At 69.9% G+C, this 24,079-nt stretch carries 23 protein-coding genes; 15 read left to right on the top strand and 8 right to left on the bottom strand.

What is annotated here, in order from left to right:
- Positions 1 to 142: 142 nt before the first annotated feature.
- The 6 genes from iolE to E9232_RS35290 all read left to right on the top strand — a co-directional run bounded on the left by iolE (position 143) and on the right by E9232_RS35290 (position 7,159).
- Entirely contained in the window at positions 143 to 1,042 is a 900-nt protein-coding gene (gene iolE, locus E9232_RS35315) for a myo-inosose-2 dehydratase (protein WP_309802150.1), read from the top strand.
- A complete protein-coding gene (locus E9232_RS35310; protein WP_309802147.1) occupies positions 1,039 to 1,941 on the top strand; it encodes a ChbG/HpnK family deacetylase in 903 nt (300 codons plus the stop codon). Before iolE ends, E9232_RS35310 begins: the two co-directional genes overlap by 4 nt.
- Positions 1,942 to 1,992: 51 nt before the next feature.
- Positions 1,993 to 2,997 (top strand): rhizopine catabolism ABC transporter substrate-binding protein, encoded by a 1,005-nt coding sequence (locus tag E9232_RS35305; RefSeq protein ID WP_309802146.1) that lies wholly within the window; start codon positions 1,993 to 1,995, stop codon positions 2,995 to 2,997.
- Positions 2,998 to 3,011: 14 nt separating this feature from the next.
- A complete protein-coding gene (locus E9232_RS35300) occupies positions 3,012 to 4,124 on the top strand; it encodes an ABC transporter permease (RefSeq protein ID WP_309802145.1) in 1,113 nt (370 codons plus the stop codon).
- Positions 4,121 to 5,230: a Gfo/Idh/MocA family protein gene (locus E9232_RS35295; RefSeq protein ID WP_309802144.1), complete on the top strand. Its 1,110-nt coding sequence runs from the start codon at positions 4,121 to 4,123 to the stop codon at positions 5,228 to 5,230. The genes E9232_RS35300 and E9232_RS35295 overlap by 4 nt, the downstream gene beginning before the upstream one ends.
- Before the next feature lie 237 nt (positions 5,231 to 5,467).
- The gene (locus E9232_RS35290) at positions 5,468 to 7,159 is read left to right on the top strand and encodes a calcium-binding protein (RefSeq protein WP_309802142.1); all 1,692 of its coding nucleotides are present in this window, start codon (positions 5,468 to 5,470) and stop codon (positions 7,157 to 7,159) included.
- A 30-nt stretch (positions 7,160 to 7,189) separates the two neighbouring features.
- On the opposite strand, the gene E9232_RS35285 is transcribed toward E9232_RS35290, so the two are convergent.
- Entirely contained in the window at positions 7,190 to 8,248 is a 1,059-nt protein-coding gene (locus E9232_RS35285) for a citrate synthase/methylcitrate synthase (RefSeq protein ID WP_309802141.1), read from the bottom strand.
- 87 nt (positions 8,249 to 8,335) lie between these two features.
- On the opposite strand from E9232_RS35285, the gene E9232_RS35280 reads away from it, so the two are divergent.
- On the top strand, positions 8,336 to 9,520 hold the full coding sequence (locus E9232_RS35280; protein ID WP_309802140.1) for a citrate/2-methylcitrate synthase: 1,185 nt from the start codon (positions 8,336 to 8,338) through the stop codon (positions 9,518 to 9,520).
- Here the strand turns inward: E9232_RS35280 and E9232_RS35275 are convergent.
- The gene (locus E9232_RS35275) at positions 9,499 to 11,454 is read right to left on the bottom strand and encodes an adenylate/guanylate cyclase domain-containing protein (RefSeq protein WP_309802139.1); all 1,956 of its coding nucleotides are present in this window, start codon (positions 11,452 to 11,454) and stop codon (positions 9,499 to 9,501) included. The genes E9232_RS35280 and E9232_RS35275 overlap by 22 nt on opposite strands.
- A 167-nt stretch (positions 11,455 to 11,621) precedes the next feature.
- Here E9232_RS35275 and E9232_RS35270 point away from each other — a divergent pair, with 167 nt between their 5' ends.
- A complete protein-coding gene (locus tag E9232_RS35270) occupies positions 11,622 to 12,857 on the top strand; it encodes an MFS transporter (protein ID WP_309802138.1) in 1,236 nt (411 codons plus the stop codon).
- Positions 12,858 to 12,931: 74 nt separating this feature from the next.
- Here the strand turns inward: E9232_RS35270 and E9232_RS35265 are convergent, their stop codons facing one another.
- Positions 12,932 to 13,534, bottom strand: coding sequence for a sigma-70 family RNA polymerase sigma factor (locus tag E9232_RS35265; protein WP_309802135.1), 603 nt, complete (start codon positions 13,532 to 13,534; stop codon positions 12,932 to 12,934).
- A gap of 126 nt (positions 13,535 to 13,660) precedes the next feature.
- Positions 13,661 to 13,876: a NepR family anti-sigma factor gene (locus E9232_RS35260; RefSeq protein WP_309802133.1), complete on the bottom strand. Its 216-nt coding sequence runs from the start codon at positions 13,874 to 13,876 to the stop codon at positions 13,661 to 13,663.
- 224 nt (positions 13,877 to 14,100) lie between these two features.
- Between E9232_RS35260 and E9232_RS35255 the strand changes: the two genes are divergently transcribed.
- Together E9232_RS35255 and E9232_RS35250 are read left to right on the top strand one after the other, a co-directional pair.
- Positions 14,101 to 14,895: a response regulator gene (locus E9232_RS35255; RefSeq protein WP_309802132.1), complete on the top strand. Its 795-nt coding sequence runs from the start codon at positions 14,101 to 14,103 to the stop codon at positions 14,893 to 14,895.
- A gap of 181 nt (positions 14,896 to 15,076) precedes the next feature.
- Positions 15,077 to 16,291 (top strand): sensor histidine kinase, encoded by a 1,215-nt coding sequence (locus E9232_RS35250; RefSeq protein ID WP_309802131.1) that lies wholly within the window; start codon positions 15,077 to 15,079, stop codon positions 16,289 to 16,291.
- A 249-nt stretch (positions 16,292 to 16,540) separates the two neighbouring features.
- Here the strand turns inward: E9232_RS35250 and E9232_RS35245 are convergent, their stop codons facing one another.
- Complete coding sequence (locus E9232_RS35245; RefSeq protein WP_309802129.1) at positions 16,541 to 17,029, bottom strand: Lrp/AsnC family transcriptional regulator; 489 nt, start codon at positions 17,027 to 17,029, stop codon at positions 16,541 to 16,543.
- 206 nt (positions 17,030 to 17,235) lie between these two features.
- Here E9232_RS35245 and E9232_RS35240 point away from each other — a divergent pair, with 206 nt between their 5' ends.
- The 3 genes from E9232_RS35240 (at position 17,236) to E9232_RS35230 (ending at position 20,551) form a co-directional block, all read left to right on the top strand.
- Positions 17,236 to 17,754: a cysteine dioxygenase gene (locus E9232_RS35240; RefSeq protein WP_309802128.1), complete on the top strand. Its 519-nt coding sequence runs from the start codon at positions 17,236 to 17,238 to the stop codon at positions 17,752 to 17,754.
- Positions 17,755 to 17,875: 121 nt separating this feature from the next.
- On the top strand, positions 17,876 to 19,498 hold the full coding sequence (locus E9232_RS35235) for a long-chain fatty acid--CoA ligase (RefSeq protein WP_309802126.1): 1,623 nt from the start codon (positions 17,876 to 17,878) through the stop codon (positions 19,496 to 19,498).
- Positions 19,499 to 19,648: 150 nt separating this feature from the next.
- Complete coding sequence (locus E9232_RS35230; protein WP_309802125.1) at positions 19,649 to 20,551, top strand: 1-acyl-sn-glycerol-3-phosphate acyltransferase; 903 nt, start codon at positions 19,649 to 19,651, stop codon at positions 20,549 to 20,551.
- 41 nt (positions 20,552 to 20,592) lie between these two features.
- Here E9232_RS35230 and E9232_RS35225 read toward each other — a convergent pair whose 3' ends face one another.
- Positions 20,593 to 21,003, bottom strand: coding sequence for a nuclear transport factor 2 family protein (locus E9232_RS35225; RefSeq protein ID WP_309802123.1), 411 nt, complete (start codon positions 21,001 to 21,003; stop codon positions 20,593 to 20,595).
- 107 nt (positions 21,004 to 21,110) lie between these two features.
- Between E9232_RS35225 and E9232_RS35220 the strand changes: the two genes are divergently transcribed.
- The gene (locus E9232_RS35220) at positions 21,111 to 21,866 is read left to right on the top strand and encodes a helix-turn-helix transcriptional regulator (protein ID WP_309802120.1); all 756 of its coding nucleotides are present in this window, start codon (positions 21,111 to 21,113) and stop codon (positions 21,864 to 21,866) included.
- Positions 21,867 to 21,874: 8 nt separating this feature from the next.
- Here E9232_RS35220 and E9232_RS35215 read toward each other — a convergent pair whose 3' ends face one another.
- Complete coding sequence (locus E9232_RS35215; protein WP_309802119.1) at positions 21,875 to 22,339, bottom strand: DUF1203 domain-containing protein; 465 nt, start codon at positions 22,337 to 22,339, stop codon at positions 21,875 to 21,877.
- A 108-nt stretch (positions 22,340 to 22,447) separates the two neighbouring features.
- Positions 22,448 to 23,563, bottom strand: a complete 1,116-nt coding sequence (gene proB / locus E9232_RS35210) for a glutamate 5-kinase (protein WP_309802117.1) — start codon at positions 23,561 to 23,563, stop codon at positions 22,448 to 22,450.
- Between the two features lie 160 nt (positions 23,564 to 23,723).
- Here proB and E9232_RS35205 point away from each other — a divergent pair, with 160 nt between their 5' ends.
- On the top strand, positions 23,724 to 24,071 hold the full coding sequence (locus tag E9232_RS35205; RefSeq protein WP_309802115.1) for a gamma-glutamylcyclotransferase family protein: 348 nt from the start codon (positions 23,724 to 23,726) through the stop codon (positions 24,069 to 24,071).
- The last annotated feature ends 8 nt before the right edge of the window (positions 24,072 to 24,079 follow it).

Genomic DNA, 24,079 nt, shown 5'->3' with positions numbered 1-24,079 from the left:
ACTTTGCAGCCCGCCCGGAGGCCGCGGAGCGGTCGGCGCGGATATACCCAAACTGGCACCTGCAAATGCTGCCGAACTGGCTCTCGTGATGAGGACAGATCTTCGGGAAGATGGCGGACGCACAGCCGGAGCCGCCCCTGCCATGAGCGTCAAGATCGGCATCAACCCTATCACCTGGACCAACGACGACGTGCCGGCCCTGGGCGGCGACACGCCGCTCGAGATCTGCCTGCTGGAGACCCGCGCCGCCGGGTTCCGCGGCACCGAGCTGGGCGGCAAGTTCCCGCGCGACAGCGCCGCCCTGGCCGCCGTGCTCGGTGGCTACGGGCTGGAACTGGTGTCGGGCTGGTATGACGGCCGCATCCTGGAGCGCGAGGTCGAGGCCGAGTTCGACGCCATCCTGCCGCACCTGACCTTGCTGCGCGACCTGGGCGCCAGCCGCGTGGTCTACGCCGACACCTCGCGCGGCCGGCATGACGGCATCTTCCAGCCGATCTCGCAGCGGCCGGTCCTGGCGGCGGAGGACTGGCCGGCCTACGGCGCCAAGATCACCCTTCTGGCCGAGCGCATGGCCGAGTTCGGCGTCGGCATGGCGTTCCACCACCACATGGGCACCATCGTCGAAAGCGATGCCGAGATCGGCGCCCTGATGCAGCACAGCGGCGCCGCGGTCGGCCTGCTCTACGACACCGGCCACTGCGCCTTCTCCGGCGGCGACCCCGAGGCGCTGCTGGCCCGCCACATCGGCCGGGTGGTGCATGTCCACTGCAAGGATGTCCGCCCCGGCATCCTGGCCCAGGCCCGCGCCACCGACATGAGTTTCATGGGCGCGGTGCTGGACGGCATCTTCACCGTGCCCGGCGACGGCGTCCTCCCCTTCCCCCGCCTGCTGCGGCGGCTGGCCGAGCACGGCTATGCCGGCTGGCTGGTGGTCGAGGCCGAGCAGGACCCGGCCAAGGCCCATCCCGCCACCTATGCCCGCATGGGCCACGACAACCTGCGCGCCGCCGCGGTCGCCGCCGGAATGACGGTCGAGCCGTGAGGACGGCTGGTCCCGCCTCCTCCACCGCCACAGTTGCGGCGCCGGACGACCGGCCGATGGTGGTGATCAACATCGACGATGTCGGGATGTGCCACGGCGCCAACACCGCCTATCTCGACCTCGCCCGCCGCGGCCGCTGCGATTCCGGCTCGGTGATGGTGCCCTGCCCGTGGTTCCCGGAGATCACCGAGGCCGGTGCCCGCGACCCGTCGCTGCGGCTCGGCGTGCACCTGACCATCACCGCGGAGAAGGCGCATTACCGCTGGCGGCCGCTGACCGCGCCGGGCCGCGCCTCAGGCCTGGTCGACAGCGACGGCTACCTGCACCGCAGCCCGCTCGACGTCCGCCGCCTGGCCGCGCCCGAGGCGGTGGAGGCGGAACTGCGGGCCCAGATCGAGGCCTTCCTCGGCGCCGGGCTGGCGCCGTGCCACTTCGATGCCCATCAGGGCGCGGTGCTGGCACCGGAATTCGTCGGCATCTATATCAGGCTCGGCGCCGAATACGGGGTGCCGGTGCTGTTCCCGCGCCGGATCGGCAGCTACGGCCCGGTGCACAATCTCGGCGCGCTGCCGGCAGCCCTCTATGACGAGCACGCGGCTACGATCGAGGCAACGGGCGGGCAACTGGCCGACCGGGTGCTGGAGACACCGTGGCAGGCCGACCGGCCGGCGGCGGGGCGCTATCGCGCCCTGTTCGGCGCCATCGGTCCCGGCCTCACCTACCTGGCGCTGCACGCCAATGCGCCGGGCGAGATCGAGGCGATCGAGCCGCTGTCCGCCCATATCCGGATCGAGGAGTACGAGGTGCTGCGCGCGGCCGAGAGCGCGCCCTGGATCGACGGCCTGCCGGTCCGGCGCGGCTGCCTGCGCGATTTTCAGGAGACGACACCCCCCGGCTGACCGTCGGGCAACACCAACAAGAACAGCAACCAGACAGAGAGGGAGACCGTCATGATCGAGAAGCCGAAAACCGGGCTGCGTCGCCTCTTCACCGCCGCCACCCTATCTGCCGCCGCGGCGATGTCGCTCGGCGCGCTGCTGGCCACGACCGGCCCCGCCGCGGCGCAGATCAAGACGCCGGACCAGGTCCGCATCGTCTTCGTCACCCACGGCCAGGCCAACGACAACTATTGGAGCGTGGTCAAGAACGGCATGACGGCCGCGGCGGCCGCGCTGAAGGTCACGGTCGACTACCAGGCCCCGGCCACCTTCGACGTGGTCAAGATGGGCCAGATGATCGAGGCGGCGACAGCCTCCCATCCCGATGGGCTGGTGGTCTCGATCCCCGACGCCACGGCGCTGGAGGGCCCGATCGAGGCGGCCAAGGCCTCTGGCATCCCGGTCATCGTCATCGACACCGGCGAGGACCAGGTCCAGCCCTGGAAGCTCGACCTGTTCGTCGGCGGCGGCTCGGAATACGACAACGGGGTCAAGGCCGGGACGCTGATGGGGTCGGCCGGGGTCAAGGATGCGGTCTGCGTCAACCACGAGGTCGGCAATGTCAGCCAGGACCAGCGCTGCCAGGGCTTGGCCGACGGGCTGGCCAAGACCGGCGGCAAGTCGGCGGTGGTGGCGGTGACGCTGGACCCGACCGACGCCACAAGGCGGGTCGAGGGCTACCTGACCGCTCATCCCGGCACCGACGGCATGATGCTGCTGGGCACCACCCTGGCCGGCCCGATCCTGACCATGTTCGACGAGCGCGGCTATGCCGGGCGGATCCGGCTGGGCACCTTCGACATCTCGCCCGAGGTGCTGGACGCGCTGCTGCAGGACAAGATGATGTTCGGCATCGACAACCAGCAATACCTGATGGGCTATCTGCCGGTGGTGCTGCTGGCCGGCAAGGCGATGTACGGCACCCTGCCGCAGGCGCCGATCCGCACCGGCCCGTCCTTCGTCACCAAGGCCGAGGCCGGGGCGGTCAAGACACTGGCCGACCAGGGCATCCGCTGACGAAGGGCCGCCGCATGGACAGCACCGTCTCACCACCCCGAGCCCAGCCCCGCGACCGCCGCCTGGCCCGCGCCGTCGCCCGCGCCCTGCGGCGGCCGGAGCTGGGGGCGCTGAGCGCCACCATCTTCGTGTTCCTGGTGTTCGGCCTGACCGCCGGCGACAGCGGCCTGTTCAGCGTGCTGGGCATCACCAACTTCCTGCAGGTGTCGGCCCAGCTCGGCATCCTGGCCACGGCGGTGGCGCTGTTGATGATCGGCGGCGAGTTCGACCTGTCACTGGGGTCGATGATCGGCTTCGCCGGCATCGTCATCGGCCTTTGCACCGTGCAGTTCGGCCTGCCGATGTCGCTGTCGATCGCCGTCGCCTTCGGCTTCGCCATCCTGGTCGGGGCGGCCAACGGCCTGTTGGTGATGCGCACCGGCCTGCCGTCCTTCATCGTCACCCTGGCCGGGTACTTCGTGCTGCGCGGCCTGTCGCTGGCGGTCACCCGCACCATCACCGGGCGCACCCAGATCCCCTACATCACCAAGGGCACCACCGAGACCGAGATGGTGTGGCTGTTCGGCGGCAAGTTCGCCACCGGGCTGTTCCGCTGGCTGGGCCAGATGGGCGCCATCCCGTTGCGGGCGGACGGGCTGCCGATCGTGCAGGGCCTGCCGATGTCGATCCTGTGGTGGGTGGTGCTGACCGCGGCGGCCACCTGGATCCTGGCCCGCACCCGCTTCGGCAACTGGATCTTCGCGGTCGGCGGCGACCTCCAGGCCGCCCGCAGCATGGGCGTGCCGGTGGCGCGGGTGAAGATCCTGCTGTTCATCGGCACCGCCTGCGCCGCCACCCTGTTTGCCACCATCCAGGTGCTGGAATCCGGCTCGGCCGACACGCTGCGCGGCACCCAGAAGGAGTTCGAGGCGGTGATCGCCGCGGTGATCGGCGGCAACCTCCTCACCGGCGGCTACGGCTCGGCGATCGGCGCGATGTTCGGGGCGCTGGTGTTCGGCACCGTCGAGATGGGCATCTTCTACACCGGCATCGACAGCGACTGGTTCATGGTCTTCCTCGGCCTGATGGTCCTGCTCGCGGTGCTGTTCAACAACTATGTGCGCCGCAAGGCGACGGAGGCGCGATGACGGATCGTCTCAAGGTCGGCGTCGCCGGCGGCGGCCTGATCGCGCAGGTCGAGCACATCCCGAACCTGCTGGCGCTCGGCCACCGGTTCGAGCTGAAGGCGGTCAGCGACCCGTCGCCGATGGTGCGCGCGGCACTCGCCGACCGCTTCGGCATCGCCGCGGTGCCGGAGGCGGCGGACCTGCTCGGCCTCGGCCTCGACGCGCTGGTGATCGCCACCCCCGACCCCTGGCATGCCGAGCTGGCCGGCGCGGCGATGAAGGCCGGGCTGCATGTGCTGTGCGAGAAGCCGCTGTGCTACGGCCTGGCCGAGATCGAGGCGCTGGCGGCGATCCGGCGGCGCACCGGACGGGTGCTGCAGGTCGGCTACATGAAGCGGTTCGACCCCAGCTACCAGGCGGCGCTGGACCTGGTCGCCGGCCGCGGCGCGCGGCTGCGCTACCTCTCGGTCGAGGTGCACGACCCCGACGCCGGCCCCTTCGTCGGCCACCACCGGCTGGTCGCGGCCAGCGACCTGCCGGCCGAGCTGCGCGCCGAGACCGACCGCCGGCGCCGCGCCCAGGTCGAGGCCGCGCTGGGCTTCGTGCCGTCGGAAACGGTGTTCCGCGGCTTCACCTCGGCCTATTGCTCGGCCCTGGTGCACGACGTCAACGCGGTGCACGGCCTGCTGGCGGCGATGGACCTGCCGACCGGGCCGGTGCTGGCCGCGACGGTCTTCGCCGGCGGCGCCGGCGGCCAGGCGGCGGTGCGGCTGCGCGACGGCCAGGCGCTGTGGACCATGACCCATGTCGAGGTGCCGGGCGTGCCCGACTACACCGAGCGCATCGCCCTGCATTTCGACGACGAGATCGTCGAGCTGGTGTTCCCCGCCCCCTACCTCAACCATCACCCGACCCGGCTGACCGTCCGCCGCGGCGCCGCCGGCGGGCTGGAGACCACCACGATCCGGCCGAATTTCGAGGAGGCCTTCGTGCGCGAACTCGAGGGCTTCTGGGCGGCGATCGCCACCGGCGCCGCACCGCGCAACACGATCGAGGAGGCCGGGCAGGATCAGGCCCTGCTGATCGGCCTGGCGCAGCGGGCGGACGGCCGGGCCGGCGCGGGCTGAGGACCACGCGGATGAGGAAGCGGGATCGAGCCAATCCAGGTTTCGCCGGAAGTCAGCCTTCGACTTTCCCGACACGCCTTCATGATCCGAGATTCTAAACCTTCAATTCCGGACGAAACCTCCAACTCAAGGCACAGAGTCCGGCATCGATCTGGTAGCCTTCCGAAAACAGAAGCTTCGGAGGCTGCCCTGTCTGCCATGACGCGAACCACCGATCCTTGATCTCGGAGGGTTCAGATGCCGCTCATCACCAATGTCGCCTATTCGCCCGACCCGACCGACGGCCAGGTCCTGGGCCTCGACGTCGCCCTGAACGGCGCCACACGGCTCGCGGTCAACTGGGGCGACGGCTCCCCGCTGCAGCTCTATCAGGTGGCGCCGGGCAGCAATTCGATCCACCTGTCGCACGCCTATGCCGGGCCCGAGGCCGGCACCATCGTGCTGCGCGCCGGCGGGCCGGGCGTGCCGGACGACCGCACCACCCTGAACCTCGTGGTCGGCGCGGACGAGTCCTACGACCGCGTCTCCGGCGATCCGGCGGACCCGGCCATCTCCAGGGAAGGCCCGCTGATTTCCGGCGACGGCCAATGGGTGGTCTGGGCCGATGCCTACAACGGCATCTACAGCGCCGACGGCATCACGCTGAAGAACCTGGCCGACGGCACCACCGTCAGCGCCGGCAGCAGCCATGGCGACGCCTATGAGTTCGACGGCGGCCCGGTCATGCTGGCGAACGGCGCGGCGGCCTGGTTCGCCGAACAGTATTTCGGCGCAGAGGGGTATTATTTTCATCCCGTCGTTCTCTATCGGACCGAAGCCGGCGACCGGACCGTGCTGCAGGATGCCTTCGACGTCACGCTCACCGACGATGCGAAATATGTTGTCTACCGGCAGGACAGCACCGACGGGACGGGCGACGGCTGGTATCTGCGCGACCTCGATGCCGCCACCCGTGTCCATCTCGGGTCGGCCGGCCCCGAATATGACGGCCCGCGCTATCACGTGCATGTCGTGAACGGCCAGCTGGTGGTCGACGACAGCAGCACCGGGCAGCATTCCGTCAGCGGGGCGCTGGCCACCGACACCACGGACGACGGCAGTGTCACCGTCATCGCCACCGACGACGCGCTGGCGCCCGGCGACACCAACGACGGCTCCGACGTCTACCTCCAGGAGAACGGCGCCCCGACCCATTCCGGCACCGGCGGGCCGGACGTCCTGCTGCTGGGCGCGGCCGGCGACATCGCCGACGGCGGTGCCGGCAGGGACTACCTTTCGGGCGGCCTCGGCAGCGACAGCCTGGCCGGTGGCACCGGCGACGACCTGCTCGACGGCGGCGCCGGGGCGGACAGCCTGAATGGCGGCGATGGCATCGACGCGGCAAGCTACGCCACCGGCCTCGCCGGGGTCCAGGCCAGCCTCGACCGGCCCGCCGGCAACACCGGCGACGCGGCGGGAGACAGCTATGCCGGCATCGAGAATCTGCTGGGCAGCGCCTTCGCCGACCGGCTCGAGGGCGACGCCGCGGCCAACGCCCTGCGCGGCGGGGCCGGGGACGACCGGCTCGGCGGGCTGGGCGGCGACGACCGGCTGGTCGGCGGCGACGGTGCCGACGTCATCGCCGGGGGCACCGGCGAGGACCGCATCTTCGGCGGTGCCGGGGATGACCGGATCACCGGTGGCGACGGCGCGGACACCCTGGTGTTCCAGCCTGGCTTCGGGCGCGACGTGGTGCAGGATTTCAACGGCGCGGCCGGCGATGTGATCCTGTTCGACCGCGCCGTCTTCGCCAGCTTCGCCGAGGTCATGGCTCATGCCGCCGACTACGGCGCGGACGGGACGGTGATCACGGTCGACGCCCAGGACAAGATCATCCTGCTGGGGGTCGACCGGGCCTCGCTGCAGGCCAACGACTTCGCCTTTCTATAGACGCGGTTCGCACCGGGGGTGGCCTCGGCCTCAGGCCGCCAGGCTGGCCCCGGGGCCGACATAGCGGCTGTCCGGCCGCAGCAGCCGGCCGGTCTGCTCCTGCTCCAGGATATGCGCGGTCCAGCCGGCGACGCGGCCGACGGCGAAGGCCGGGGTGAACAGCGACCGGTCGAGGCCGACCGCGTCGAGCAGCAGCGCGGTGTAGAACTCGACATTGATGTCGAGCGGCCGGTCCGGCTTGTGCTGGTGCAGCGCCGCCAGGGCCGCCTTCTCCACCGCCTCGGCCAGGGCGATGCGCGGGCTGGACAGGCCGGCGACGACCGCCTTCAGCACGTCGGCGCGCGGGTCGCGGGTGCGGTAGATGCGGTGGCCGAAGCCCATCAGCCGGCGGCCGGCCGCCAGCTCCGCCTCGATCCAGCCGGGCGCGGCCTGGGCGGTGCCGATGGCGTCGAGCATGTCGAGCACCGGTCCCGGCGCGCCGCCATGCAGCGGTCCCTTCAGCGCGCACAGCGCCGCGGTGACCGAGGCCACGGTGCCGGCCAGGGTCGAGGCGACGACGCGGGCGGCGAAGGTCGAGGCGTTGAGGCCGTGATCGGCCACGGTGACGAGATAGGCGTCGAGCGCTCGCACCGAAGCGGGGTCGGCCGGCTTGTCCGCCAGCATGCGCAGCAGGTCGGCGGCATGGCCGGCCCTCGGATCGGGCGCCACCGGGTGCTTGCCCTTGGCCTGCCGCACCAGCGCCGCCAGGAACACCGGCATCGCCGCGACCAAGCCGATCGGACTACCGTCGGCGTCATCGGCGAGGCCGGCGATCATCGCCCTCAGCCCGTCGACCGGCGGCAGCCCGGCGGCGGCCGGCAGCAGCCGCGGCGTATGGCGGAAGGCGGCGGCGCGGGCGGCGCCGAGGCGGGGCTTGAGGTCGGCGGTGTCGGCGAAGCCGTCCCACAGCAGCGCCAGCAGGCCCTCGAAATCGAGCCGCCGCGCCGCCTCCTCCACCGCCATGCCGCGGATCACCAGCACGCCGCGCTGCCCGTCGACCAGGCTCATCACCGTCTCGGCGGCGACGATTCCGTCCAGTCCTGTGGTCATCTCTCGCTCTCCTCTTCGCAGATGCAGCAAGAGGTCGGACGGGAGGCATAGGTTGTCAATCTTGATAGATACGATCAATATATTGGGATGATCCAGGAACCGACCCTGTCGGCGAGCGAGGCGGCGGCGGAGCTGGGGGTCAGCCTGGCGACCCTCTATGCCTATGTCAGCCGCGGCATGATCCGGTCGATCGCCGAGCCTGGCCGGCGGTCGCGCCGCTACGCCGCCGCCGACATCCGCCGCCTGGCCCGGAAATCGGAGCCCGAGACCGCGCCGCCGCCGCTCTATTGGGGCCAGCCGGTGCTGGAATCGGCGATCACCCTGGTGGCCGGCGGGCGCCTGTACTATCGCGGCCGCGACGCGGTGCGGCTGGCCGAAAGCGCGACGCTGGAGAGCGTGGCCGGCCTGCTGTGGGGCGTCGCCGCCGACGACCCCTTCGCCGGTCCGGTGCCGCCGCTGCCTCCGGTCGCGGCCGCGATCGCCGCGGCGGGCCCGGCCCTGCCGCCGCTGGAGCGGGCAATGGCGGTGCTGCCGGCGCTGGGGGTCGAGGACGACCGCGCCCTCGCCCGCTCCGCCGCCGGGCTGCAGCGCACCGGCATGCGGGTGCTGCGCTGGCTGACCGCTGCGATGCTTCGCCGGCCGGCCGCCGCCACCCCGACCCACGAAGCCTTGGCCGCGGCCTGGGGCGCGCCGCAGGCCGCCGACCTGGTGCGCCGCGCCCTGGTGCTGTGCGCCGACCACGAACTGACCGCGTCGACCTTCGCCGCCCGCATCGCCGCCTCGACCGGTGCCTCGCCGCATGCCGCGATCGCCGCCGGCCTCGCGGTGCTGAACGGCCCGCTGCATGGCGGGATGAGCGCGCGCACCGGCGCCTTCCTGGAGGCGGTGCTGGCCGCCGCCGACGCCCGCCGCATGGTGGTGGAGCGGCTGCAGCGCGGCGAGGACCTGCCCGGCTTCGGCCACACCCTGTATCCCGATGGCGACCCGCGCGGGCAGCACCTGCTGGACCGCATCGTCGCGACGCTGCCGGACGCGCCGGAGCTGGCGGTCGCCCGCACCCTGGTCGACACCGTCGCCGACCTGACCGGCGACCGGCCGGCGCTGGACTTCGCCCTGGTGCTGGCGGCGCGGCTGACCGGACTGCCGCCGGAGGCGCCGTTGGCGATCTTCGCCCTGGGCCGCAGCACCGGCTGGATGGCGCATGTCATGGAGCAGTACGCCGCGGCGCGCCTGATCCGCCCCCGCGCCCGCTATGTCGGGCCGCAGCCCTGAGCCAAGGTCGCGAGCGGCGCCTCGCCGGCCAGCCCGACCAGGGCGTAGATCGGCACCGGCTCGCGGGCACCACGCGGGATCTCGTTGCCGACGAAGCGGAACTCGAACCCTTCGCCCGCCCCCTGACGCACCGCCTCGCTGACCAGGATGGTGGTGCCATGGATCTTGTTCAGCGCCTCCAAACGCGCCGCCACGTTCACCGTGTGGCCAAGCGCGGTGTAGTTCATGCGGTCGATCGACCCGACATTGCCAACCACCACCTCGCCGGTGTGAAGGCCGAAGCGGGTCAGCATCATCGTGCGGCCCTCGGCCTCGAACTCGGCATTCAGCCGGTCGATCCGCGCCGCCGCGTTCAAGGCGCCGAAGCAGGCCCGGCGGATATGGTCCGGCTGTGCCTCCGGCGCGTTCCAGAAGGCCATGACGCTGTCGCCGATGTATTTGTCGATGGTCGCGCCGGTGGCGATCAGCTCCGCCCCCAGCGCGGTGAAGTAGCGCGAGGTCCGGGCCATCAGCTCCTCCGGCGACAGCCCTTCGGCCAGGGAGGTGAAGCCGGCGATGTCGGAGAACAGCACCGTCACCGGCTGCCGCCGGCCGCCCAGGGTGGGCGCCAGCTTTTGGGCGATGATGCTGCGCACGACCTGGCCGGGAACATAGGCCGCAAAGGTGCGCAGGGTCATCTCCAGCACGCCGATGGCGGATGCCAGCGATCGGATCTCCTCGATCCGCGACACGGCAACACCCGGTTGGCGGAAATCGAAGCGCATGATCTGGCCGAGTTCCACCGTCACCCGGCGCAGCGGCCGCGCCAGGGCCCGTGCCGCGACCAGGACGATGCCGAGCGCCATCAACGTGGCGGCGACACCGATCAGCAGCGACGTCCACCGGATGCGATCGGCCGGCCCGACCACCAGGTCGTAGGGATAGGAGATTCCCAGCACGACGTCGGGCATGCTCGATCCCATCGGCTCGAAGCGCTCGAGATAGGTCCGGTCACCGAGCACACCGGTGAAGTTCCGGCCGGTGCCGATGGCCTGGAAGCTGCGGTACATCTCCGCCAGGATCGGCGACCCCAACTCGCTCAGGAGCGGCAGTTGCTCCGCCCGAGCCTCCCGGAACGCAGTGCGGTAGCGAACGCCGTCGGGATGCGCGATCAGCGCCCCGGACCGGTCGAACACCACCAGTTCGAGCTCATGCTCGCGGCGCAGGTCGGAGAGGGTGCGATCGAGCACCGCGAGACCGATGTCGATCCCGAAGACGACGCCTTCCGCCAGTTGAGACTTCCGCGCCAGGCTGACGCCGACCTGGTCCATGTTGGCGAAGCGGTAGGGCGGGGTGACGACCGGTCCGGCCGCCGCCGTCGCCTGCGCGTACCACGGCCTCGTGCGGGGATCGAAGCTGGTGGCCATCACCTGCGGCGGGCCGAGCGGGCGCCCCTGGGCGTTGGTCACCATCCAATGCGCGATCGCGCCATCCGGGATGGGCTCGACGAATTCCAGCGCATAGGCCGCGCCGGGCACCGTCGTGCCCTTGACCTCCGGCAGATTCGCCGTCGCCAGCGACTGCACCAGGAAGAAACGGCCATCGTCCCAGGCGACGAAGAAGGATGCGGCGGCCGGCAGCACCTCCTGCAGATCGCGCAGCGTGCCGCGCATCACCGCGCCCAGATGATCCTCCGGGACGTCGGTCTCGATCGTCAGCGTCGCCGTGTCCAGCACCACATCGGCGAGGTGCAGCCCGTTGCGGAACTCGTCCCGCACCCGCGCGACGATCCGGTCGAAGCGGGCATCGGCATCGGCGCGGACCAGCGTCGTCACCTCGCTATGGTTGTACCAGATCAGGCCGCCGGAGATCGCCAGGACGATGACGGCGAAAACCGCCGCCACCACGACCTGCAGCTTCCACGGCCCAAGCCCGGTTGCAGCCGCCCCCCGCATGCCCCTTCTCACGGTTGTGCCCGGACACCCTATCCCGATGCCGGCCCGGCCGGAACCTCCCCGATCGGGTCATGACCGACAAAACGGGGCGGCCCTTCGATCATGCCGTTTGACAGGGCCGGCCGCGCCGGGCTTGCCTGCAAGGACCGCCTCGAGACGCCAGGATCATGCTCGCCCTCTACCTGCCCGTCGCCGCCATCATCCTCGGCATCTCCGTCCTCCAGGTCGCCAACGGCATCCTCGTCACCGTGCTGCCGATCGCGCTGACCGAGGCAGGCTATTCGATCCAGGCCTTCAGCGCGGTGGCCACGGCACATTCGCTCAGCTTCCTGCTCGGCTGCGTGCTGTCGACCCGGATCATCGGCGCGGTCGGCCACATCCGGGCCTTCGCCGCCTATGCCGCCGCCACCTCGGTGACGGCGCTGAGCTTCACCATCGCGCCCGACCCGGCCCTGTGGATGGCGCTGCGGCTGATCACCGGCTTCTGCTCCGCCGGGCTGTTCACCGTGGCCGAGAGCTGGCTGAACGAGATGACGCCGAACGCCCATCGCGGCCGGGTGTTCTCGGTCTACACCATCGTCCAGAAGGTGGCGCTGGTCGGCGGCCAGTTCGTGCTGCTGTTCACCGGCGGGCCGGTGGTGCTGGGGCTGTTCATGATCGCATCGGCCTTCTATTCGATGTCGCTGATCCCCGTGGCGATGAACCGCGCCACCACCCCGTCGATCGCCGCCATCCGCACCCTGCCGCTGCGCCAGTTGTACCGCATCGCCCCGGCCGCGGTGATCGGCTGCGTCTCCAGCGGGCTGATCAATAGCGCCGTGGCCTCGATCGGCCCGATCTGGGGGCTGCAGACCGGGCTGAGCGTCGGCCTGGCCGGCGCCATCCCGGCGATGGCCCAGGTCGGCAACCTCTTGGCGCAATGGCCGCTGGGCCGCCTTTCCGACCGCATCGACCGGCGCCAGGTCATGCTGGCGTCCAGCGTCGTCACCATCCTGGTGTCGCTGACGCTGGGCCTGCTGCGGCCCGAATCGGACTGGCTGCTGGCGGTGCTGTTCGGCCTGTGGGGCGCGGCCTCGATTTCGACCTACGGCATCTGCGTCGCCCATGCCAACGACTTCGCCCCGCGCGGCACCGCCGTGGCCCTGTCGAGCAGCCTGCTGCTGTGCTGGGGCGTCGGCGCCTGCATGGGGCCGCTGATCGCCTCCGCCGTCATGGGATCGATCGGGCCGGACGGTCTGTTCCTGTACGGCGCCGCGATCGCCACGGTCACCGCGATCTTCACCGCCTGGCGCATGACCCGGCGGCCCGCCCGCCCGGCCGAGGAACGCGAGCCCTTCGTCAACCGGCCGGCGACCAGCCCGATCGCCAGCGAGCTGGCGGCCCGGCGCGAGGCCGGAGAATAATCGGCAGCCGAAACGACAGCGGGCGGCCCGAAAGGCCGCCCGCTGTCCTCGACGTAGAGTCTGTCCGGCGGCTGCTACGCGGCCTGCCGTGGCGCGGATGGTCCGGCGAGACGACGGCGCATCACTTTCGCCGGCGCTGCGGCGGTTCCGCGTCCGCGCCGCTCGCCGGTGAATTCGCTTCGTCTCGCCAACTCTCGCCCCGAGTTGAGCAGCCTCGACAGCTCGCGGCGGGCCCGCGATAGGCGGCTCTTGACCGTGCCGACGGCACAGCCGCAGATCTCGGCCGCCTCCTCGTAGCTGAAGCCGCTGGCGCCGACCATCAGCAGGATCTCGCGCTGGTCGGGGGTCAGCAGCATCAGCGCCCGGCGGAAGTCCTGGAACTCCAGCTTGGCGTCCTGCGACGGCGGCACCCACAGCAGGTCGAGGTCGACCCCGTCCTTGGGTTCCGCGACGAATTTCCGGCGCCGCAGCTGGTTGACGTACTGGTTGCGCAGGATGGTGAAGATCCAGGCCCGGAAGTTGGTGCCCGGTGTGAACTGGGATTCCGCCCGCAGGGCGCGAAGGATCGCGTCCTGGACGAGATCATCGGCGCGATCCGCATCACCGCTGAGCGATCGGGCGAAGGCCCGCAGATGCGGTATCGCCCCAGTCAGCTCGGCGTGAAAGTCGAATTGCACATTGCCCTCCTCGTTGTCGCCGACGGCACCACCGCCCACGCAGGATTCATCTTGATGGCGGTCAGGAATTTCGGCACCGAATACGGCAGAAATCCGGCCTGCCCATGGCCATCTCGCCTCTTTCTCTCAACGATCCTTGTCCTCCTCGGGCTTTGGCTTCTTCGCACCTTGCTCCAACATTTCGAGCAAGTCGTCCGGCAAAGGTTCGTCCAGCACCGGATCGTACAGGGATTTCAGCTGCTGCGAGAGCCAGTTGTCGAATTGCGGCGGCTTCTTCAGGCGATCCGGCGCCACCCGGCCCGGCTCGGCCGGACGGGGTGCCCCTGCCTCGCGCTTCCGCATTCGATCGCCTCGCCTTCGGTCCATCCGAACTCGATCCCGCTTTGCCCCGGCCGATAGTGCCGCGCTACATTACCAATCCGCGACCGGGATGGAAGTTCCAGTGCGGCCGCACCCCGCCGCGCGGCGCAGCCCTGCGGCGCGGGAACGGATTGCGATCCCGGTCTCCGGCCGCTAAGCATAGCAGCCGACGGGCCAGCATATACGAATTCGGCAAGGTGGACGCGATGACCGGCACTTCCAAGGAAATCCTGAAGCATCTGCCCTACCTCAGGCGCTACGCCCGGGCCCTGGTCGGGTCGCAGGAGCGCGGCGACCAGTATATGCGGGTGTTCCTGGAGGCGATCCTGGCCGATCCCGAGCGGGTGTCGCCGGACGGCGACCTGCGGGCCCAGCTGTTCGCCGTGTTCCATGACGTCTGCACCCTGCTCGACGCCACCGGCGGCGACGGCGTCCCGGCGCTGGAAGGGCTGATCCCGGTCGAGGCGCGGCTGTCGCATCTGTCGGCGGTGCAGCGCCAGGTGCTGCTGCTGGTCTCGCTCGAAGGCTTCTCCTTTGCCGATGTTGGCTACATCCTGCACCTGCCCGAGGTCGAGGTCCGCGACCAGCTCGACGCCGCCCGGAAGGAGATGCAGCGCCAGCACCCGGCCCGCATCCTGATCATCGAGGACGAGCCGCTGATCGCCATGGACATCGCCCGCATCGTCGAGGAGATGGGCCACACCGTCTGCGGCACCGCGGCGGACCATGCCGAGGCGCTGGCGCTGTCGCAACGGACGGCGCCCCACATCGTCCTGGCCGATATCCAGCTCAAGGGCGGCGACAGCGGCATCGCCGCGGTGCAGGACATCCTGCGCGCCATCTCGGTGCCCGTCGTGTTCGTCACCGGCTTCCCCGAGCGGCTGCTGACCGGCGAGCGGCTGGAGCCGACCTTCGTGGTCACCAAGCCGTTCAAGCCCGATGCCCTGGTCTCGGTGATCGGCCAGGCGCTGGCCATGCACCCCCCGCTGCCAGCGGCGTGACCGCGGCCATGCGCCGGCCGGGGTCCCGCCGGATGGATCATTTCAGGGTTTTGCCTGTTTCCTCCCCGACGGTGATCGCCCCATCTCCGGCCCTGGATCGGCGTGATCCGGGCCGTCCCTGCTTCGCGATCATCGGCGGGGGGAGTGTCATGCCAGCGGATCAGACATGGGGCCGGGCCGCATGACCAGCGCCCTGATCACCGCCATCGACACCCGCGAGGAGCGCGACGTCATCACCGCCCGGCAGCGCGTCCGGCTGGTGGCCACCGAACTGGGCTTCGACGGGCGCGACCGGGTGCGGATCGTCGCCGCGGCCTCGGCCATGACCCGCAGCTTCCTGGCCCGCTTCGGCCAGGCCAACCTGTCGCTGCTGATCCTGGGCGGCCCACCGGCGGCGCTGGAGATCGTGCTGGCCGCGCCACGCCGCACCCTGGGCCCACAGGGCAGCCCGCTGCAGCGTTCGCGCCTCGACACCACGCCGGTCCGCGCCCTGATGGACTGGGTCGAACTGCGCCACGCCCGCGGCGTGGTCCGGCTGGTGATGCGCAAGGAGCTGGCGCAGGCCGCGACCGGCCAGGACCCGGCGGCGCTGGCGCACCGGACCATGGCGGCGCTGGCCGACGAGACCGGCGTCGACCCGTTCGAGGAGGTCCACCGGCAGACCATCGAGCAGATCGCCAGCCTGACCGAGCTGCGCCAGCGCGAGGAGCAGCTGATCGCCGCCAACGCCCAGCTGCGCGAGGTCGAGCGGGCGCTGCGCGCCAGCCTGGAGGAGAAGGACGTGCTGATGCGCGAGGTGCATCACCGCGTCAACAACAACCTCCAGATCATCGCCAGCCTGCTGAACCTGCAGACCTCCCGCGCCTCGGACCCGGCAGTGCGCGAAGAGCTGGCGGTGGTCGGCAACCGCATCCAGTCGCTCAGCCTGGTGCACCAGAAGCTCTACCGGTCCCAGGACCTGTCGCATATCGATGCCGGTGGCTATGTCCATGAGCTGTGCGCCCATCTGCAGGGGGCTTTCGCCGCCACCACCGGACCGGTGGCGCTGGCGGTCGAGGCGCCGCCCCTGCCGATCCCGCTGGACAGCGCCATCCATCTCGGCCTGATCGTCAACGAGCTGGTGACCAACAGCCTGAAGCACGGCTTCCACGACGGCCAGGGCGGCCGGATCGCGGTGTCGCTGCATCGCGCCGAGGCCGATCAGCTGGTCCTGACCGTGGTCGATGACGGCCGCGCCGACGAGGTGACGCGGCGCGGCCTGGGCATGACCCTGGTCGAGGCCATGGCCCGCCGGCTGGACGGCACGCTGGCGGTCGCCCGCGACGGCGGCACCCGGACGATGCTGACCCTCCCCATGCCCAAAGAGTCCTCTAAAAACCGTTCCGAATCAGACTGATATAGAACCGACCTAAATAATTCAGATTAACTTTGACCCCTATAGTATTGATCACTCGCAACAAGCGAATTGTATGGCAAATTGTCTTTATCGATCAATCGTCTCGCGCCGATCCTTTATAAAAACGCTCCACTCTTGCTGAATTCATGCTATAGTTGGTCGTGCAGTACCTTCTGCACCCTTCCGCTTCCTAACGACCTTAACCAAGCCGCGGTCCCCCGCGGCTTGTTTTTGTGCGGATGACGGCGGTCAAGGGCTGACGAAGGTCAGCGGAATCTCCGTCGTCGACTTGATCTCCTCCATGGCGAACATGGAGGTGACATCCGCCAGCTCGATGCGCGCGATGATCTTTCGATAGAGCGCATCATAGCTGGCGATGTCGGCGACATAGGCCTTGAGCAGGTAGTCGATCTCGCCGCTCATGCGATAGACGTCGACGATCTCCGGAAGGTCGCGCACGGCACTGCTGAAGCGATCCAGCCATTCGACCGTGTGCTGGCTCGTCCGCACGGCGATGAACACCGTCACGCCGACATTGAGGGCCGCCTTGTCGAGCAGCGCCACGCGCCTGCGGACGATGCCCGCCTGTTCCAGCTTCTGCACGCGGCGCCAGCACGGCGTGGCCGAGATGCCGGCCTTCACCGCGAGGTCGGCCAGCGCGATCGTCGCATCGGTCTGCAGCGCCTTCAGGATCCTGAGGTCGATCTCGTCGAGCTTGAGCGGCGTCGGCGCGGTCACGGCATGAACTCCTTTGTGCGACGGCAACGACCTCCATCCTGAGTAGGAAAGACCACCCAAGAAGTCAAACATAGAAATACATTCTACCAAACCGGCAAAAATCGAAAGCCGCTTGCCATCGACGCGTCGACGTCCGGCGACAACGCAACCTGATTCCCACCGGCCGGGCCTACGCTGTTCTCATGCGTCGAGAGGCAGGCCGGACCATGAACCACACAGCTGTCGCAGAAGCTTTCCAGTCCACCGCCCAGCGGAGCGGCCCGAGGCTGAAGACCCTGCCGGACTTCGGCGGATCACCGCAGGCGATGCTGGAGCATTTCACGGCGCATCCCGGGCTGATCTGCGATCTCGACCTGGAGCGCCAACCCGGCACCTACGCCCGCAACCTGCTGTGGAGCGATGCCGGGACCAGCGTGTGGGCCATGGTATGGGACAGGGGCGCCCGGACCGCGATCCACGACCACCATTGCGCCTGCGCCTTCGGCCTGATCAGCGGCAACCTGACCGAGATCCGCTTCCGGGCCTTCGACGGGATCCGGGTGGCAAAGACCTGGGAAGCCATGCACCAGCCGGGCGACATCGCGAGCCTGGCGACGACGCACCCGAACATCCATCAGATGGTCAACGACAGCGACAGGGTCGCGATCTCGCTGCACATCTACGGCTACGACCCCCGGGTGCACGCCTCCTCCGTCGACCGGGAGTACCTGCTCGCACCGGCCTGAGGACCCCTCACGCCGCCGCGGTGACGGCGTTTCCCGGTTGGGGCCGACCGGAGTTTCCCCCTATCCTCTGCCGAAGGCGGCGCGACCCGCCACGACGAGGGAGGATCGGATGCTCGGCCGGATGCAGCAAGGCCCCCTGCTGGTCACCCACCTGCTCCGCTACGCCGAGCGGTTCCACCGCGCGGCGCGGATCACCACCCAGCGCCGCGACGGTAGCACCGCCGCCTTGGCCTACCCCGAACTCGCCGCCCGCACCGCCCGGCTGGCCCATGCCCTGGCGGCGCGCGGCATCGCCCGGGGCGAGCGCCTGGCCACTTTGGCCTGGAACGACCACCGCCATCTCGAGCTCTATTACGGCGTCGCCGGCATCGGCGCGGTCTGCCACACCGTCAACCCGCGGCTGTTCCCGGACCAGATCGCCTTCATCCTGAACGATGCCGGCGATACCCACCTGTTCCTCGACCCGATGTTCCTGCCCATCCTGTGCGCGATCGGCGACCGGGTGCCGGCGGCCCTGAAGACCCTGGTGCTGCTGGAGCCGCCGGCCGAGACGGTGCCCGCCACCCTTGCCGCCCGCTTCGAGGTGCTGGACTACGAGGCGCTGATCGCCGGCCATGCCGAGACCTTCGACTGGCCGGAATTCGAGGAGAACACCGCCGCCTTCCTCTGCTACTCCTCCGGCACCACCGGCGACCCCAAGGGCGTGCTGTACTCCCACCGCTCCTGCGTGCTGCACGCCTATGGCGCGAACCAGCCGGACTCCTTCGGGCTGCGCTCGGTCGACACCGTCATGCCGGTCGTGCCGATGTTCCATGTCAACGCCTGGGGCATCCCCTTCGTGGCGCTGCTGGCCGGGGCGTCGCTGGTGCTGCCGGGACCGCGGCTGGACGGCGCCTCGCTGTTCCGGCTGATGGAGGAGACCGGGGTGACCCTGTCGGCCGGGGTGCCCACCATCTGGCTCGGCCTGCTCAACCACCTGCGCGAGACCGGCAGCCGCTTCGCCAAGCCGCCGCGCCTGCTGATCGGCGGGTCGGCCTGCCCGCTGCCGATCATCGAGACGCTGGAGCGCGACTACGGCGCCTGCGTCGACCATGCCTGGGGCATGACCGAGACCAGCCCGATCGGCCTCTACAACACGCCGAAGCGCGAACAGGCCGGCTGGAGCGCGGCCGACCGGCTGAGGCTGAAGCGCAAGCAGGGCCGCCCGGTCGCCGGGGTGCAGCTGCGCATCGTCGACGCCGAGGGGCGCGAGGTGGCGATGGACGGCGTCGCCTTCGGCGAGATCCTGGTGCGCGGCCCCTGGGTGGCCGCCGCCTATTTCGGCCATGACGACGACCCCGCCTTCACCGCCGACGGCTGGTTCCGCACCGGCGACGTCGCCACCATGGACGAGAGCGGCTATGTCGAGATCGTCGACCGGGCCAAGGACGTGATCAAGTCGGGCGGCGAATGGATCAGCTCGATCGCCCTGGAGAACATCGCCATCGGCCACCCCAAGCTGCGCGAGGCCGCGGTGATCGGCGCCCGCCACCCGAAATGGGACGAGCGCCCGGTGCTGGTCGCGGTCGCGGCCGAGGGCACCACCCCGACCAAGGCCGAGATCCTGGAATGGTTCGACGGCAAGGTCGCGAAATGGTGGCGGCCCGACGACGTCATCTTCGTCGACGAACTGCCCCACACCGCCACCGGCAAGCTCTTGAAGACCGAGCTGCGGAAACGGTATCGGGACCATCTCTCACCGTAGGTCGGCTCCCGCCTCTCACGGCCCCTCCCATTCTGTCAAGCCCGGCAATGACAGGGGACGTGATGCCGGCGTTGCCCCTCACCCCACCGCCCGTGCCAGTTCGCGCACTGCCTTCATTCGCCTGTCATGGAACCGGTGTAGAGCGGCCACATGATGAAGTTGAAGATCCGGCAACGGCCGTTCCCCGAGCTTTCTTACGCCAATCCAAGCCAACACGCGGTGCAGCGCTGGTTCATTCGGACGGTCGAGGGGCTGTCCGGGCGTGACAGGTTTGCAGCGCTTTACGATCATTGGCGCAAAGATATCGTGCCGACCGGCGATCGCGTGTTTTCCCGCATGCTCGAGCTGATCGATGTCAGCGTTCGGACCCCCGACCAATGGCCGCCACGTGATTTGCCGGACCGGCCGTTGGTCATCCTGGCCAACCATCCGTTCGGCATCGGCGATGGGATTGCCATTCTATCGCTGGCCGAACAATTGGATCGGCCATTCCGCGTCATGCTCGCGTCCGACCTGTTGAAGGTGCCGGAGATAGAAGCCTATTCGCTCTCGGTGGATTTTTCAGAAACCAAAGAGGCTGTCAAAAACAACCTCGCGATGCGCAATGAAGCGCTGCGCCTTCTGAAGCAGGGCGTGACGATCGTTGTGTTTCCTGCCGGCGGCGTCGCCACCGCACCGAATGTGTTCGGCAGGGCCCAGGACCTGCCGTGGAAGATCTTCGCTGCACGTCTTATTCAGGAAGCGAGGGCGGCAGTCGTTCCCGTACATTTCTCGGGCCAGAACGGCCGCCTGTTTCATCTTGTCAGTCGAGCGATGAATTTGACCGAGCGCGACAATCGTCTTGCCAAGATCATCGGCAAGCTATCGCTGACGCTGCGGCTTTCGTTGCTGATACGCGAATTCACGCACCTGTCAGGCAAGTCGATCGAGACGCGGATAGGGCGTCTGCTCGACTGGGAAGAACTCGCGCCATTGCGTGACCGCAAGGCGCTGTTGCAGCGGTTGCATCGCGGCGTGTTTGAACTGTCGCCCGGCCTTGCTCCCTCACCGTGAACCAGGCTCATGATTCACGGCGAGAGGGCCCGCATAGAACATCACCCCACCGCCCGCGCCAGTTCGCGCAGCGCCTCGGTGCCGGACAGCACCCGGGTGACCTCGTTGACCTGCGCCAGCCGGCCATCGCGCAGGATGCCGAACAGATAGACCTCGATCGCCGCCTGCCGGCCGTCGGCATGGGTGACCTCGACCACATGCCGGTCGGCGATGGCGTCGCCCTGGCGGACGGCGTCGAGCACGGTGACCGCGATCGACCGCACCGCCCCGGCGACGTGCCGGACATGGGCGTCGAAGCGGGCGCGGTCGCTGTGTTCGCCATCCGTCACCTGCTCGTAGTCGTCGGTGAAGAATTCCGGGATCCGGTCGGGGTCGGCGAACACGGCCTGCAGCATCCGGGCGATCCGCCGCTTCAGCTCCGCGCCGTCGCAGGGGGTGGTGAACAGGGACATCCGATCTCTCTTTCCGCTGGGGATGGCCGGATGCTAGGACCATTCCAGTTGGCCCGCTGGCGCGGAAGGGCCATCGTTCGTTCCTATCGGGCCAAAGCGGAGGCCGCATGCCCGACCGTGACCTGCCCTTCGCCCCGCTGCGGCTGCAGCATGAGGACGGCCACCGCACACCCGCCCACGGCCATGACCGGGCGCAGGTGTTCCTGGTCGCCGCCGGCGCCCTGCTGCTGACCACGGCAAGCGGCACCTGGGCGATGCCCGCCGGGCATGTCGCCTGGATCCCGCCCGGCCTGCAGCATGAGGCGGTCAGCCACGGCCGCTTGAGGGCTCTCGGCGCCTACCTGCCGGCGTCACGCTGCGCCGGCCTGCCCGAGGCGCCGGCCCTGCTGCGCCGCACCGCCCTACTGGCGGCGGTGCTGGAGCGCCTGGGCGACGCCGCCGCCGACGCGCCGGTGGACCGGACCGAGCACCTGCTGGCAGTGCTGCTGGACGAGATCGCCACTACCGAGCAGGACGCGCTGGACCTGCCGCTGCCGCGCAGCCCGCGCCTGCTGAAGCTGGTCGCGGCCCTGATGGCGGACCCGGCCGAGCGGCGCGGCCTGGACGACCTGGCCCGAGACTTCGCGCTGTCGCGGCGCAGCCTGACCCGGCTGTTCCGGCAGGAGACCGGGCTGTCGCTCGGGCAATGGCGGCTGCGCCGGCGCGTCATCGCCGCCATCGCTCTGCTGGCCGAGGGGCAGAGCGTCACCGACATCGCCCTGACCCTGGGCCATGAGAGCGTCGGCGCCTTCAGCCAATCCTTCCGCAAGATCATCGGCGTGCCGCCGACGGCCTATCGGCCGGACGCAGCCCCCTCAGCCTGAGATCGGGTTCAGGCGCGCTCCACCCGGCAGAGCATGCAGCCCGGCTTCGCGGTGTGGATGTTCACGAATGCGGTGCGCGCATCATCGAGCGCACGCAGCAGCGCCTCGTCGATCTCGTTGCCGTCGGCGACATGGCCGAGATCGTAGATGCACTGGTCGTCGCGGTCGTAGGCGCGCACCGACACCAGCCGGTTGCGCACGATCGGCGCGACCTCGTTGATCGCCTCGAAAGGCCGGCACGGCTCGGCGTGGACGAAGATCGGGCTCGGGGTCCAGTAGATGCCCTGCGGCCGCGGCAGCCGGTACGAGCCGAGCAGCGATTCCTCGCCGGCCGCGGCATCGCGCAGGCAATGCCGGCACGGCGCGCCGTCGACGGTAAGCCGGCGCAGCTGGTTGCCATTGTCGTCCACGCCGGTGCGGCTCCAGCGCCCTCCCACCTCGGCGGGAATCGGGACGCAGCGGAAATCGGACATCTGATCCTCCTGGTCTGCAACCGGAAGATGGTCGTTGTCGCCGCCGGATGCGCTCCGTTTCTTGCGATGGGAATGCGATTGTCTGCCCCGTCACGCGGGATCAGCGTCCTACCCCAGCACGAGGTCGTCGCGATGGATCATCTCGTCGCGGCCGCGATAGCCGAGGATGGTCTCGATCTCGCGGCTCTTGTGGCCGCGGATGCGGCTGGCGTCGTCGGAATCATAGGCCGAGAGGCCGCGCGCCAGCACCCGGCCTTCGCCGTCCTTGACCGCAATGGCATCGCCGCGGCGGAAGCTGCCCTCGACCCCGGTCACCCCGGCCGGCAGCAGGCTGCGGCCGTCGGCCAGCGCCTTGGCGGCACCGGCGTCGATCACCACCGCGCCGACCGGCTTCAGCGACCCGGCGATCCAGCGCTTGCGCGCGGTGCGCGGCTCCGCCCCCGGCACGAACCAGGTGCAGGGCGCGCCGGATTCGATCCTGGCGAGCGGCGACGCCTCCTTGCCCATGGCGATCACCATGCGGCAGCCGGCGCCCATGGCGATGCGGGCGGCCACCAGCTTGGTCACCATGCCGCCGGAGGAATAGCCGGGCAGCGCCTCGCCGGCCATGCCCTCGATTTCCGGTGTCAGTTCGCGCACCTCGGGGATCAGGGTGGCCGACGGGTCGCGCTTGGGGTCGGCGGTGTAGAGCCCGTCGATGTCGGACAGCAGCACCAGCGTGTCGGCCGAGATCATCTGCGACACCCGCGCCGCCAGCCGGTCGTTGTCGCCGAAGCGGATCTCCGCCGTCGCCACCGTGTCGTTCTCGTTGATCACCGGCACCGCGCCGAGGCGCAGCAGCGTCTCGATCGTCGCCCGGCCGTTCAGGTGGCGGCGGCGGTCCTCGGTGTCCTGCAGCGTCAGCAGGATCTGCGCCACGGTGATGTCGTGCCGCGCCAGCGTCTCCTGATAGGCATGGGCCAGCCGGATCTGGCCGGTGGCGGCGGCCGCCTGCTTCTCCTCCAACCGCAGCGCCCTGCCCTTGAGGCCGAGATGCTCGCGCCCCGCCGCGATCGAGCCGGAGGAGACGATCACCACCTCCTGCCCCCGCGCCCGGCAGCGGGCGACGTCGTCGGCCAGCGCATCCAGCCAGGCGCGGCGCAGATGTCCCGTGCGTTGATCAACCAGCAGGGCGGATCCGACCTTGACGACGATGCGGCGGGCCTGGGCGAGGGAAGCGGTCATGGAGGCATTCGGCGGCGAGAAGGACGGGTCCTCTTCCTAGCCCGTCCGCCCTGCGACGCAAAGCCGTTCCGCGCCCCCTCCCGGCCTCGCGCCGCCGCGGATATGATCCGGGCGCGACGCGGACGGCCGGGGCCGGCCGGGGTTCAGGCGGAGACGACCCATGACCGAGGACGCGACCATCCTGCTGTTCTCCTACGGCACGCTGCAGCAGGAGAACGTCCAGCTGACGTCCTTCGGCCGCCGACTGGCGGGGACGCCGGACGCGATGCCGGGCTGGCGGCAGGGCGAGATCGAGATCACCGATCCCGAGGTGATCCGCACCAGCGGCAAGCGCTTCCACCCGATCGTCGAGCCCAGCGGGGACCCGGCGGACGAGGTGTCCGGGACGGCCTTCCGCATCACCGGCACCGAGCTCGCCGCCGCCGATGCCTATGAGGTGTCGGACTACAAACGGATCCTGGTCCGGCTGAAATCCGGCAGCGACGCCTGGGTCTACGTCAAAGGCTGAGCGGGACC

Source organism: Inquilinus ginsengisoli (assembly GCF_031453975.1).
GTDB classification, from domain to species: domain Bacteria; phylum Pseudomonadota; class Alphaproteobacteria; order DSM-16000; family Inquilinaceae; genus Inquilinus; species Inquilinus ginsengisoli_A.
This window is presented reverse-complemented; position numbering and strand designations above follow the sequence as displayed.

Bases quoted from the DNA above. Each gene is read 5' to 3' on its own strand.
- iolE (WP_309802150.1), top strand. From the start codon at position 143: ATGAGCGTCAAGATCGGCATCAACCCTATCACCTGGACCAACGACGAC.
- E9232_RS35305 (WP_309802146.1), top strand. From the start codon at position 1,993: ATGATCGAGAAGCCGAAAACCGGGCTGCGTCGCCTCTTCACCGCCGCC.
- E9232_RS35300 (WP_309802145.1), top strand. From the start codon at position 3,012: ATGGACAGCACCGTCTCACCACCCCGAGCCCAGCCCCGCGACCGCCGC.
- E9232_RS35295 (WP_309802144.1), top strand. From the start codon at position 4,121: ATGACGGATCGTCTCAAGGTCGGCGTCGCCGGCGGCGGCCTGATCGCG.
- E9232_RS35290 (WP_309802142.1), top strand. From the start codon at position 5,468: ATGCCGCTCATCACCAATGTCGCCTATTCGCCCGACCCGACCGACGGC.
- E9232_RS35285 (WP_309802141.1), bottom strand. From the start codon at position 8,248: ATGACCACAGGACTGGACGGAATCGTCGCCGCCGAGACGGTGATGAGC.
- E9232_RS35280 (WP_309802140.1), top strand. From the start codon at position 8,336: ATGATCCAGGAACCGACCCTGTCGGCGAGCGAGGCGGCGGCGGAGCTG.
- E9232_RS35275 (WP_309802139.1), bottom strand. From the start codon at position 11,454: ATGCGGGGGGCGGCTGCAACCGGGCTTGGGCCGTGGAAGCTGCAGGTC.
- E9232_RS35270 (WP_309802138.1), top strand. From the start codon at position 11,622: ATGCTCGCCCTCTACCTGCCCGTCGCCGCCATCATCCTCGGCATCTCC.
- E9232_RS35260 (WP_309802133.1), bottom strand. From the start codon at position 13,876: ATGCGGAAGCGCGAGGCAGGGGCACCCCGTCCGGCCGAGCCGGGCCGG.
- E9232_RS35255 (WP_309802132.1), top strand. From the start codon at position 14,101: ATGACCGGCACTTCCAAGGAAATCCTGAAGCATCTGCCCTACCTCAGG.
- E9232_RS35250 (WP_309802131.1), top strand. From the start codon at position 15,077: ATGACCAGCGCCCTGATCACCGCCATCGACACCCGCGAGGAGCGCGAC.
- E9232_RS35240 (WP_309802128.1), top strand. From the start codon at position 17,236: ATGAACCACACAGCTGTCGCAGAAGCTTTCCAGTCCACCGCCCAGCGG.
- E9232_RS35235 (WP_309802126.1), top strand. From the start codon at position 17,876: ATGCAGCAAGGCCCCCTGCTGGTCACCCACCTGCTCCGCTACGCCGAG.
- E9232_RS35230 (WP_309802125.1), top strand. From the start codon at position 19,649: ATGATGAAGTTGAAGATCCGGCAACGGCCGTTCCCCGAGCTTTCTTAC.
- E9232_RS35225 (WP_309802123.1), bottom strand. From the start codon at position 21,003: ATGTCCCTGTTCACCACCCCCTGCGACGGCGCGGAGCTGAAGCGGCGG.
- E9232_RS35220 (WP_309802120.1), top strand. From the start codon at position 21,111: ATGCCCGACCGTGACCTGCCCTTCGCCCCGCTGCGGCTGCAGCATGAG.
- E9232_RS35215 (WP_309802119.1), bottom strand. From the start codon at position 22,339: ATGTCCGATTTCCGCTGCGTCCCGATTCCCGCCGAGGTGGGAGGGCGC.
- proB (WP_309802117.1), bottom strand. From the start codon at position 23,563: ATGACCGCTTCCCTCGCCCAGGCCCGCCGCATCGTCGTCAAGGTCGGA.
- E9232_RS35205 (WP_309802115.1), top strand. From the start codon at position 23,724: ATGACCGAGGACGCGACCATCCTGCTGTTCTCCTACGGCACGCTGCAG.